This is a genomic window from Agrobacterium sp. ICMP 6402, from assembly GCF_009498615.1.
Taxonomy (GTDB): Bacteria; Pseudomonadota; Alphaproteobacteria; order Rhizobiales; family Rhizobiaceae; genus Agrobacterium; species Agrobacterium burrii.
Genome location: NZ_QSNV01000017.1, coordinates 1 through 11333, shown reverse-complemented (window position 1 = coordinate 11333; position 11333 = coordinate 1). Strand labels below are relative to the sequence as shown.

Below are 11333 nucleotides of genomic sequence, written 5' to 3'. Positions count from 1 at the left end.
GGCCTCGAAGCAAGAGGTCATTTCAGCTACAGGAGCTTACAGCATGCCAATTTATCTGCAGATTGACGGTATCCAGGGCGACGCTACGCACGAAGAGCACCGCAAGTGGATGGACATCGAAGCCATTCACTGGAACGTCGCCCGCAACATGAACACTTCTGCTGGTTCTGCTGCAAACCGCGAAGCATCAGAACCGACGATTTCGGAAGTCATTCTGACCAAGGTTAGCGATTCTTCTTCCACCAAGCTTTTCCAGGAAGCCTGCGCTGGCCGTACCGGCAAGCTGGCGACAGTCCACATGGTAACCACCGGCAACCCCGGCAATACCTATATCGAGTACCTGCTGACGAATACGCTTATCGCCAGCTACTCGGTGGATTCCAGCGGCGACCGTCCGGTTGAGACCATCAAGCTCAACTTCACCAAGATGGAAGTGAAGTACACGCCGTTCGACGACAACAACTCGCCGCAGTCTCCGATGATCGCTTCCTACGATCTGGCGACGACCAAGGCCGCTTGATAGCCACGCGACCCGGTGCCGGTATCGGCCGGCACCGGACCATTTTCATTGCAGTTTTGCAGTTCACGTCGTGATGTTTCTCAGGACGAAGCGGGTTTTTCATGCGCTCCCAATATGCGTTTCTTGTTCCCATGTCGTTTGTTCTGGCTCTTTCCGGTTTCTCACCGGCCGGGGCGGCGGAACGGACATGGATATTCTCCGGTGCCGAACTCAAGCAGGCAATCGAGGGCAAGCTCGCTCCGGAAGTGTCTGATCCGGAAATGCGGCGGCTGGTTTCCGTCGCCAAATCCAGCGCCTATATCGCCGGTGTGGCCGACCTTACAGGCGGATCGGACTGGTGTGGTGCAGGCACCGTGGCGCCTCATGAACTCACCGACCGGATCTACACCTATCTCGGCGATCTCCCTGCGGAAAAACTGGATGAACAGGCAGCCATCCTCGTGCGGGAGGCGCTTGTGTCCTCCTTTCCCTGTGAGCCGAAAAGTAACTAGTGGGATAAGCCATGCGCGTTAACTTTGACACTCTTTATGCCAATTATCCGAGCAGCGAACCCTCGCATTCCAACTATATCAGCCAGCGTGATCTGTTCACCGAAATCGGCTGGGAAGATTATATCGGCAATCCGAACTATCATAATACCTGCGCGATCCGCATCAGCATCGCATTCGTGAAATCGGGCATCAATATTGTACCCGCCTCGCACCGCATCCAGAAGGGCGCCTATGCCGGAAAAGGCATCGAGGTCAACATGCGCCGCCTTGCCGCTTTGCTGAGAAGGACCGGCTATCTCGGCGAGCATGAGCCCTTTACGCCGGCAACGGCGCGAACCGGTATCGGTGCACGCAACGGCGTCGTCGCATTCAACACCATTCCGGGCTACAGCGGCGGCGGTCATATCGACCTCGTGCGAGGTGGTGCGGAGGCCGCGCAATGCGCATCGGCTTGCTACTATAATTCGGAAACGATCTGGTTCTGGCCCCTGCAGGCCGGTCGCGTATCCTGATTCAGGAGTGTCTCATGACCGATCAACCTTCATCTGCTGATTTCGTTCAGGCCAGCCGCGTTCTCAAGGTCAAGTCTCCGCTCGGCGAGGATCAGTTGCTGCCGGAGCGTCTGTCGGTCGACGAGGGCGTGTCGCAACTCTTCGATATCCGCCTGACGGTGCGGGCAAAGAAAGACGCGGTCAAGCCCGAAGAACTGATCGGACGGCTGGTTGATGTCTCGGTGGAGGTAAGTCAGGGAGATGGTGAAGACGGCGGCGGTACCCGCCGCCCCTTCAACGGCCTGGTGACCGAACTACATGAGGGACCGCCGATCACCCGCGGGCTGCGCTCCTATGCGCTGACCATCCGGCCGCAAATGTGGCTTTTGTCGCGCCGTTCCGATTGCCGTATCTGGATGGACAAGACCGCGATCGAGATCGTCGAGACGCTGTTTTCCGAACACGGCATTCCCGCTCCCGATACATCAGGTATCATCTCGCCGCCGCCGGCACAGCATTACAGCGTGCAATTCAACGAGACCGACCTGGATTATCTCACCCGTCGTTTCGAAGAGGACGGGCTGTTCTACTGGTTTGCCCATGAGGATGGTTCCCACAAGCTGCATGTGGCCGACAGCGCCAGCGGCTGGCTTGCCCCGTCTGCTTCGGCGCAGGGCGAGGGCACGGTGCGTCTGGCGCAGGGGTCTTCGGATCGCAACCACATCAATGACTGGGCGCGGCGCTTTTCCTACGTTTCGGGCCAGCGGGCCGGTGCCGACTGGAACTTCGAGACGCCGGGCATGGTGCCTGGTACGATGACGCCATCGCTGGTGCAGATGCCGGATGCGACCAAGCGCGAGCTTTATGAATATCCGGCCCGGATCAGCACGGTGGAAGAGGCGGAGCGGGCGCAGAAACTGCGCACCCAGTCGATCGAGGCTGATCATGACCGTGTGTTCGGCGCGTCCACCTCGCGCACTCTGGAGGCGGGCCGCCGCTTTACCCCATACGAGGTCGCCCACCCCGAACATGCGTATGAAGAGCATGTCATCATCCGTGCGAGCCACAACATCGTGGACCTCTCCTATGAAACAAACGGCAACGAGCCGGAATATCGCAACAGTTTCGAGGCGATCCCCGCCCGCGTGCCGCTGACACCGCATCGGTCAACAAAACGCCCGCGCATCGAAGGCACGCAGGTGGCGATCGTCGCCGGTCCGGAAGGCGAGGAAATCCATCCCGATCAATATGGCCGTATCAAGCTGTGGTTTCCCTGGGACCGCAAGGCGAAGAAGGATGGAACCGATACGTGCTGGGTGCGGGTGGCGCAGAACTGGGCCGGCTCCACCTGGGGCGGCCAGATCATTCCCCGCATCGGCATGGAAGTGATGGTCGCCTTCGTGGACGGCGATCCCGACCGTCCGCTGGTGACGGGTGTGGTGCCGAATGCACGCCAGACGGTGCCCTATGAGTTACCGGCAAATAAGACGCGGAGCACTTTCAGGACCAATACACACAAGGGGGCTGGATTTAATGAACTGCGGTTTGAGGATGAAGCAGAGCAGGAAGAGGTATTTCTGCACGCTCAAAAGGATACAAACTTTGAAATTCTAAATGATTATTCCAAGCGCGTGGGGCACGACAAATCGGAACTCGTGGCCAACGATAAATCGACGGAAGTTGGTGGCGATCATGATGAGGTTATCGCGGGCAATATGTCGATTGCGGTAGGCGAGAATGCCTTGTCAAACCTTTTGAGAGACAAGACGAAGCTTGTTTTCGACAAGGTTGGCGCGGCATTGGGTAAACTCAAAATTCCGGACCCTTTCAATTTCGCAAAAGGGAATTTCCAGCTTTTCGTCGAGAAAAATCACTCGCAGGTCGTCGGTATTGGTTCCTCGGAGGTTGTCGGCGGGGCCAAATCAACCGTTGTTGGACACACCTATCAAACAACGGTCGGCAAAGCTCACAGTGTCATCGTTCGGGGGCGCTCTGACACGGATATCGGGCGCATCATGAACATCCGGGTGGGCGAACAATTGACGATCAAAGTAGGAGAGAATTCGATGCTGACGATGTCGCGCGAGGGGCATATCGTGATTCAAGGCAAGCATATTCATTTCCAAGCCGACCAGATTACGCAGAACTGAGTGTAGGCCATGGCTGAGAAACCATCAGGATTGCCGCCGTCTCGTATGCTGGGGGTGCCTTTTTCCGCATATGACGACGACAATGTCCTGGACATGTTGAAAACCGACCTGTCGACATTCAAGCGCCATCCGTTTTTTCCGGTGTCTCCGGGGATCACGCCGCCATTTCGCGCGGATGCTCCCCAGCCGTCGTTCAATTCCAACGGCGGATTATGCGAATACATACCCGCTGTCGATGAGACCGTGCTTTTCGGGCGGTCGTCCAGCGCAAACAAACTCCTTCCTCAGAACGAGCGTGAAAACGAGAACAAGGAAAGCGCCAGCGCTTGGAAGTTTGGTGAACTAAGCCAGGACTATAAGGACGCCGGCATCGGCAAGAAATATCAACGCGGCGTCAGGGAGTATCTTGCTTCGGGCTACACGCGCCGCAACCCGGATGGAAAGACCGCCCATGACACCGACTGGCGGGGTAAATGGAAGGAACGCAATTTCCAGGTTGCCGAATATACCTGGTGGAAACACGATAAGAAGGTGGCTGGAGACAGCTTTGGCGATCCGGCAAAGGATTGGGCTTCGGGAGAATACAAGCTCGGGGCACGAGAAGGTGATGGTAAGGCCGGGTTCTCTATCACCAAAGGCGGAATTGACGCCAAATTGAGCGCAAAAGCCAGTGCCGCCGCTGCTCAGGGCAAGGTTGAAGTTCTCAAGGACCAGGTCATCTCCGGAGCCGCGAAAGGCGCGGTGCTGAAAGGAGAGGTGGAGGGTGAGGTTGCTTTTGTCGGTAACCCGGAAGAGGTAACGGGGACACTGAAACTTGCCGCCAAGGCGAATGTCATTGAGGGCTCAGTCAACGGAGAACTCTGCCTGACGCCGAGCCGTGTTGGCAATCCTGTCATCAAAGCGTGGAACTGGCTGTTTGAAGAGCACAACCAACTCATCGAAGATAAATGGGATATTGGCGTGTGTCTCGGCGGTGAGCTGCAGGGAGCTGTTGGGGCTCAGGCTGAGGCATCTGTGGAAGCAGGTGTGAAAAATGGCAAGGCGCGCGCCGAAGTTGGCGCAAAACTTGGATTCGGCCTGGGCGGCGGTGCGAAAGTATCGGGCGGACTGACGGGTCTTGATAAGGCCGCAGACCTCATCAAGGGATGGCAGGGAAAATGATACGGAGAACCGAACGTTGAAGCCTCTATTTTTGGTGCTGCGCCGACTGTCTTTTTCGGCGATGGTTTTAATGACGACCGCAATTGGATTGGATGTTATGGCTGAAGATTATACAAGCCGTTTGACCCTCGACAGCACAGCGAAGGCGTCGGAGCCATATACATTTCAGGAAGCCAGGGATCTTAACTTTCACTCAGTGAAGATCGATAGCTTTATGTGGTTCAAGGAGCAGCGGGCACTGTCCGAATGGGATAAGTATGAAACCTTCGACAACGTCACCCTGCAGTCGATTGGCTATGATCCCGCCAATCGCGATCATTTTGAAATCCAGATAATCACCGCGGAGATCAAACCGGAAAAGGTTGCGCGTGGGGTTGATTACGCCCGGCTCTTTGCAAAAGAATGGGCGCCTTCGGTCTCTGCGATGAAGGAATATGGTCGCGACGCTGGCGATGTGTTTGCCCTCGGGCCGGATAATGGATTCAACCGCCGTGAGAGGGTTGCGGTCCGGCGCGATGACAAGTCTCTGCTCATCGTGCGCGCTGGCTACGCGCAAGAGGAGGCTGCCCGCGTCGAACCCCAGATCGCACAATTTTTCGGCGCTCTGAAGCTTGATAACGAATTGACTGACAGCATTGATGGCTCGATGCACTCGCAGGAGCTGCCATCCAGCGGTGGTACCGTTTATTCCGCACGCCTGCCGGACGGATGGAAGAAACTGACGCAGAACAGCGATCCCAATCCGTCCTATACCGGGGCGATGTTCACAAATTCCAATGATCCTGACGGAAACGCTGCCGTATCGCTGTTTATCTTCCCAACACCTAAGTCGGACCTATCGCCTACTGACGAACAACTGCGACAGCTCGCCGCGAAAGTGGTGGAAATCGAGCTGCAGAACTTGATGCCGGATGTGGGCTATAAGTTGGATCAGGACGTGACTTTCGTTCCGGATGAGAAAGTCGGTGACGTTGATCGAGGCTTCATCGATATCGTCACCCTGCAAGGCAGCGGCCAGAAGATACGCGCCAAGACCGTATTGAACGTCAAGAAGGGCATTGTTGCTGCGGTTGCTTCGGTGACGGCGTTCCCTGCTGCGCCGACGGATGTTGCAACGATGATCCATACGGACTTCGTCACTCGTGTCATCGGCGACGGTTTGGTGGACCAACTGAAATGAGCCGCTGAGGTTTTAACAGAACAGCCGGACATTTTTTGAACGGCCTTCCACCTGGATCATTTTTGAGAGGAGTTCGCACGATATGAACCAAATCCCTGATCGCAAGGTGCTCTTGGGACAAATGCTCCCGTTATCGGAGGACGCCTGGGGTAAGCTGCTGAAGCTTGCGGCGATGATCGAGTTCGACGGTTCCGGGACGATGACGATCCGCAACGGCGAGGCTCGTATCACGTTGGGCTCTGATGGGGTCGTCAGGGTGGAAGGCAAGAAAATTATCCAGACGGCTCGCCAGAACATCGCGCTGGACGCCGCCTATATTGACCTGAACTGACCGGCATGTGGGCAGTCAGCAACAACACGCCTTTCTCCGCGGACGGCTATTTCATTCGCGACCGCGATGGAAAGGAATATTGGTGTGTCGCGGTGCGCGGACGATTTCGCGCGCGTCCGGACGGCATGACCGACCTGCTTGAGCCGCAGCCCATCCGGCTCTCTCCCGTCTACCGTGATGCAGAGGCACGCGAGCTTGTTGCAGATGCCGATTTCGCCCCTTTCAGGCCCGCTGCCGATATTCTCGTTCATGGCTCAGCTGTTGCGCCTGACGAGCAGCCAGTGGACCGTATCGACGTCACCGTTGGTGTCGGTACATTGACCAAGCAGGCCGTCGTTACGGGCAGAGGGTGCATGGTCAAAAAAAGGCGTGGCTGGGAGATTGCCGAGAAGGATCGCGTCGCTCGCACCGAACTGTCATGGACGCGGTCATTGGGCGGGAAGGATCCCTTTGCCGACGATGAGGGCGCCGAGTGCGACGCCAATCCGATCGGCTTGGGCTGGTCGGGTCATTTCGATCGCGCGCCGGAGGGCGCGGAACTAGATATGCCCCAGATTGCAGCCCCTGCGGATGTCTTCGAACCAGGTCGGCCGCTTTCGCAGCCAGTCGGGTTTGGCGCGATTCAGCCTGCCTGGGCAGCACGGCGTATCCACGCTGGCACCTATGATGACGCTTGGATTAAAAACAGGTCGCCGCTTTTGCCCTCGGATTTCTCCGAAAATTTCCACCAGACCGCGCCGATCGATCAAATCTATTCCGGCGAGTTGCGCGGCGGTGAGCCGGTACGACTGGAAGGGCTTCATCCGGAAGGCGGTTATGCATTTCGCCTGCCGCAATGTATCCTCGAAGCTGATACGCGTATTGCCGGAAAGACGCTGACGCACAGGTTCAGGCTCGTTCAGGTGGAGATCACTGGCGATGAGCGTCTCGTGGATCTGGTATGGAATGCCCATGTGCCATGTGCCGGGCGCGACCAGGATGTCGAGGTCTCTTTTCTCCGACTAAGGCAGATGGCCGGAGTTGTCGCATGAGAGCGGCGGTTTCAATCCTGGCGGCCGGCCTGACGTGTCCGGCGGGCAAAGACTTTGAAACGGCAATTGCCGCCTATTCGAGCGGCGAAAGATTCACCGAGAAGGACCGCAGCCTGGTGATGGCGGACGGGCGACCACCAACCCTTGCGGCGGTCTTTCCGTTGACGGAAGAGCGGGACTATGTCGAGCGGCTGCGAAAATTACTTGCCTGCGCGCTTGCCGATTGCGTTGCGCAGCTGACGAAGCGCGGACAGGAAAGCGCCGACTATGCGATGCTTCTGCTGCTGCCCTATTGGATGGAAGGCGGACCTGTCGCCGAGGACTTTAATGCCAGGCTCCACCAGGCCCCTCTGCCGCAGGTGACGAGCCTCTCCGTTTCCTTCGGCGGACAGGCTGAAAGCCTGCAGCTTGTTGGCAGGGATTGTCCGGAAATCGTGAGGAGAACGGGGAGAATTGTTCTCGTTGCCGTCGTTGACAGTTATATCCACTCAGACATGCTCGACAGTCTGGCCTATCACGGTGAACTGCTGACACGAGACAACCCCTACGGCATGGTTCCCGGCGAAGCTGCGGCCGTGTTGGCACTTGGGCCGGAAAATGATGTGCGGCTCGGTCGAATTGCGCGCCTTTCTACCATGGAAGAGCCTGAAAGCCCGATTGATCCCGAGCGCGGATTGATGGGTCGCGCCCTTGCGAGCTGTTATGGGATGCTCCTCGAAGGAGGCTTTTCTCCTGATCGCTTTATTGTCGATCTCAATGGCGATCGCGTACGCGCTGAGGAATTTGGCTATGCGATCACAACCAATGCCGCGGAAATGGCCGAGCTGGCCGACAGGGCGGAAATCCCGGCGCTTCAGCTCGGTGACCTCGGGGCGGCAAGCGGGCTTGTGATGGCCGCTCTTGCACTTGCGCCGGCGCCGGGATCGCGCAGGGAAAATGCCGAACCGGACGGCGAAGAGTTTCGCTACAGTCTTCTGTCGGCCAGTTCCCGCGACGGGCTGAGAGCGGCAACAATTGTGGAGAGCGTCCAGCGCGACATGAAAACCGGTAGGGTAGACGCATGAAGGAAACAATTCGCATCAACGGGATTACGCTCTGCCACAAAAACTCCAGTGGCTACGTCCGCTCGACCTTGCCGGATGTTTGCCTGACCCCGCCCAAGCCTGTGCCCGTGCCATACACGAATACCGCATTTGCCCGCGATCTTGCCGACGGGACGACCACGGTGTTCTCGCATGGCGGGGCGATGAATGGCGTGCGCGGCTCCCGGTTCGCCAAATCGATCGGCGATGAACCCGGTTCGTCCGGCGGGATCAAATCCGGCACGCATCTGCATCAGGCCACCTTCCTTTCCTGGTCCCCCAACGTCTTCATGCAAGGCCGCGCAGTGACGCGCCTTACCGACAAGATGCTCCTCAACAAGGGCAACACCGTATCGGTCGGAGGTTACAAAACCGATCTGCCCGAAGGTGATCCTGAGCGTTACCTGTGTGAAGTGGGCTGCCGCTGTTATGCGCTGCATCGTCCGAGAAACAGCGTCACCGAGGGTCTTGAATGGATCGATCAGGTTTTGCCGCGCGACGACGAGTCGAGCCCCGGGCGCTATCAGCGCTGTGTCGACGCAACGATCCAGGCGCAATATCCAAACACTGTTCTTGGCAGCAGCATGCCCGTGGGAGATCCGCGCACGAACTACGGCTATGTTTCCGAGCTTGGATTCTGGGACCCGAACAATCCGAACAATACATTCCCGGATAAACCGCCCGGCAATATCATTCTGCAGGGAGAGGAACACGACATTCCGAAGGTTCCCCGTCGGGCGCCCTGGGGCGGCACGCGATGGTTCAACGTGCGTGGCTCCCGCTGGCTGGATGTGGTGAAAGTCGAGAACGGCCAGATGACCCACATGTATGATATGAAGTTTCCGGGGGACAAGTTTCCAAACGATGCGGCGAAGGCCAGAGCATATGAAGATATCGCTGACCGGCACGGCGCTGAATACAGTGAGTTTGTCGTGCTGGACGAGTGCGACAATTGTGAGGAAGCTGTAAGGCAGCGCGAACAGGAGCGGCAATGGGAAGCTGAGAGGCTGTGGCGCGAACTTCGGAAAGGTCTTGAGAATCCGATCTGGCTGCCCTTACCCGGTCGTCGGTTCCCCGGTCGCCCGATACCGATAAAGTAGGATATATCATGAATTTAAACGAACTCATCACCACGATGGCGATCCTCGAAGAGCGCGGTGAACTTGAAAAACTGGATGAAATCGGTTTGCCGCCCGGCAATGCCATCCAATGGCTGTTTGGGCTGACATCAGGGTTCTATTTTGCCGACGGAGAAACGCGCCAAACACGCCAAGCCATGCTCGGTTTGGCAGTGCGTTATTACGATCTCGTGGAGGGAAACACCAATTTATTGTCGTTTAATGAGCGGACACGCCGTCTTTCGGCGGGAAAACAGATCGAGGAATACCTGTCGCAAGGTGAATATTACGACGAGAAGGAGACGGCGAGTTTTTACATAAGGCATATGCCAAAACAGGCGTTGCGTTCGACCGATCCGGTTCACGACTACTTCACCACCCTTCTTCCCGGCGCCGGTTATCGTGGTGGCAATGGACACCTCATGTGCCAGACGAGGCTATCGGCGCTGTCGCGCGATCCGGATAGCGTGATCCGTTTTTTTGTTGACGCCTGCCGCGATCTGCGGGTTTTCTACGCGGTCTCGGGTTTGTCGCTCTTTTTCTATTCCTATGCGTCGGGCGCAACGGCAAAAGCCTATCCTCTGTTTCGCAGGTTTCCCGGGCTGCTTTACGAGGATGGGGCACGTTTCGGATTGGCCATACGAGACAGGACGGACACTATCCGCGACGTGAACTGGCTGACAGCCGTCAACGATGAGCTGCTCGCGCGCGCCGGTGGTCTTGACAAGGCGAGAGAAGTGCTGGGAGACGAGGTCGTCCTCCACCCCTATGAGGGTGGCGTCGTTTTCCAGGCGGGTGAACGGCCTGTGCTTGGCGACTTGAACAAGGGGCGGGTGCCCTTGGCATATCGTGCGGTCAATGATTTCCTCAAGCCCCTGCGTTATGAGAACTGGGAGCGCGCCTATCTTAGAGCGCCACATGATGTCGATAAGATGGAGTACACCGAATGGTGGACGCGCCGGTTTGATGGTGTAGAGCGCTAGGGTGGTTTCTTGGATATAGACGAACTCATCGCCACGATGGCGATCCTCGAAGAGCGCGATGAGCTCGAAAAACTGGATGAAATCGGCCTGCCGCCCGGCAATGCCATCCAATGGTTGTTCGGGCTGACATCGGGGTTCTATTTTGCGGGTGGTGAAACACGGCGTACACGCCAAGCAATGGCCGATCTGGCGCTAAGTTACTACGACCTAGCGGAGGGCAACACAAATTTGTTGTCCTTTAACGAGTGTGTACGTCGCATCTCGTCACGGGAAGACGTTGCGCAAAATCTGTCAAAAGACGAGTATTTTGACGAGGGGGAGACCGCGAGCTTCTATATCAGGCATATGCCAAAACAGGCGCTGCGTTCGACCGATCCGGTTCACGACTATTTTACTGTCCTTCTCCCGAGCGCCGGCTATCGCGGCGGCAATGGGCGCTTGATGCATCAGACGCGGTTATCGGAATTATCACGCGACCCAACTGGCGTGGTTCGCCTCTTCGTTGACGCCTGCCGTGATCTCCGGGTTTTTTATGCCGTTTCGGGAATGTCGCTTTTTTTCTATTCCTATGCGGCGGGTGCGACTGAAAAAGCATATCCTCTGTTTCGTCGGTTTCCGGGCCTCCTTTACGAAGATGGCAGTAATTTCACCCTGGAAATATTGCGCCGCACCGATGTGATCCGTGACGTGAACTGGCTGACAGCCGTCAATGATGAACTGCTTGAGCGCGTCGGTGGTCTTGAGAAGGCGAGAGAGGTGCTCGGAGAAGAGATCGTCCTCCATCCCTATGAGGGT

At 57.1% G+C, this 11333-nt stretch carries 12 protein-coding genes; all 12 read left to right on the top strand.

What is annotated here, in order from left to right; translation table 11 throughout:
• The first annotated feature begins 43 nt into the window (after positions 1 to 43).
• Positions 44 to 520 carry an Hcp family type VI secretion system effector gene (locus tag DXT96_RS25905; RefSeq protein WP_046801021.1) on the top strand — a complete coding sequence of 159 codons (477 nt, stop codon included), beginning with the start codon at positions 44 to 46 and terminating at the stop codon, positions 518 to 520.
• A gap of 101 nt (positions 521 to 621) precedes the next feature.
• Positions 622 to 1011: a Rap1a/Tai family immunity protein gene (locus DXT96_RS25900; RefSeq protein ID WP_153517074.1), complete on the top strand. Its 390-nt coding sequence runs from the start codon at positions 622 to 624 to the stop codon at positions 1009 to 1011.
• An 11-nt stretch (positions 1012 to 1022) separates the two neighbouring features.
• Entirely contained in the window at positions 1023 to 1523 is a 501-nt protein-coding gene (locus tag DXT96_RS25895; RefSeq protein WP_153517073.1) for a type VI secretion system amidase effector protein Tae4, read from the top strand.
• 14 nt (positions 1524 to 1537) lie between these two features.
• A complete protein-coding gene (gene tssI / locus DXT96_RS25890; protein ID WP_153517072.1) occupies positions 1538 to 3652 on the top strand; it encodes a type VI secretion system tip protein TssI/VgrG in 2115 nt (704 codons plus the stop codon).
• A 9-nt stretch (positions 3653 to 3661) separates the two neighbouring features.
• Complete coding sequence (locus tag DXT96_RS25885) at positions 3662 to 4813, top strand: hypothetical protein (RefSeq protein WP_153517071.1); 1152 nt, start codon at positions 3662 to 3664, stop codon at positions 4811 to 4813.
• A gap of 16 nt (positions 4814 to 4829) precedes the next feature.
• Entirely contained in the window at positions 4830 to 5993 is a 1164-nt protein-coding gene (locus DXT96_RS25880; protein WP_153517070.1) for a hypothetical protein, read from the top strand.
• An 82-nt stretch (positions 5994 to 6075) separates the two neighbouring features.
• Positions 6076 to 6324, top strand: a complete 249-nt coding sequence (locus DXT96_RS25875; protein WP_153517069.1) for a hypothetical protein — start codon at positions 6076 to 6078, stop codon at positions 6322 to 6324.
• Between the two features lie 5 nt (positions 6325 to 6329).
• Complete coding sequence (locus DXT96_RS25870) at positions 6330 to 7355, top strand: DUF2169 domain-containing protein (protein WP_153517068.1); 1026 nt, start codon at positions 6330 to 6332, stop codon at positions 7353 to 7355.
• Positions 7352 to 8419: a hypothetical protein gene (locus DXT96_RS25865; protein ID WP_153517067.1), complete on the top strand. Its 1068-nt coding sequence runs from the start codon at positions 7352 to 7354 to the stop codon at positions 8417 to 8419. The genes DXT96_RS25870 and DXT96_RS25865 overlap by 4 nt, the downstream gene beginning before the upstream one ends.
• Positions 8416 to 9537 (top strand): DUF4150 domain-containing protein, encoded by a 1122-nt coding sequence (locus tag DXT96_RS25860; protein ID WP_153517066.1) that lies wholly within the window; start codon positions 8416 to 8418, stop codon positions 9535 to 9537. Before DXT96_RS25865 ends, DXT96_RS25860 begins: the two co-directional genes overlap by 4 nt.
• A gap of 8 nt (positions 9538 to 9545) precedes the next feature.
• Entirely contained in the window at positions 9546 to 10538 is a 993-nt protein-coding gene (locus tag DXT96_RS25855) for a type VI immunity family protein (RefSeq protein WP_153517065.1), read from the top strand.
• A gap of 9 nt (positions 10539 to 10547) precedes the next feature.
• A partial coding sequence (locus DXT96_RS25850) for a type VI immunity family protein (protein WP_194287748.1) occupies positions 10548 to 11333 on the top strand: 786 nt, incomplete at its 3' end.

Coding starts and splice junctions, on each gene's coding strand:
- DXT96_RS25905 (WP_046801021.1), top strand. CDS start 44: ATGCCAATTTATCTGCAGATTGACGGTATCCAGGGCGACGCTACGCAC.
- DXT96_RS25900 (WP_153517074.1), top strand. CDS start 622: ATGCGCTCCCAATATGCGTTTCTTGTTCCCATGTCGTTTGTTCTGGCT.
- DXT96_RS25895 (WP_153517073.1), top strand. CDS start 1,023: ATGCGCGTTAACTTTGACACTCTTTATGCCAATTATCCGAGCAGCGAA.
- tssI (WP_153517072.1), top strand. CDS start 1,538: ATGACCGATCAACCTTCATCTGCTGATTTCGTTCAGGCCAGCCGCGTT.
- DXT96_RS25885 (WP_153517071.1), top strand. CDS start 3,662: ATGGCTGAGAAACCATCAGGATTGCCGCCGTCTCGTATGCTGGGGGTG.
- DXT96_RS25875 (WP_153517069.1), top strand. CDS start 6,076: ATGAACCAAATCCCTGATCGCAAGGTGCTCTTGGGACAAATGCTCCCG.
- DXT96_RS25870 (WP_153517068.1), top strand. CDS start 6,330: ATGTGGGCAGTCAGCAACAACACGCCTTTCTCCGCGGACGGCTATTTC.
- DXT96_RS25865 (WP_153517067.1), top strand. CDS start 7,352: ATGAGAGCGGCGGTTTCAATCCTGGCGGCCGGCCTGACGTGTCCGGCG.
- DXT96_RS25860 (WP_153517066.1), top strand. CDS start 8,416: ATGAAGGAAACAATTCGCATCAACGGGATTACGCTCTGCCACAAAAAC.
- DXT96_RS25855 (WP_153517065.1), top strand. CDS start 9,546: ATGAATTTAAACGAACTCATCACCACGATGGCGATCCTCGAAGAGCGC.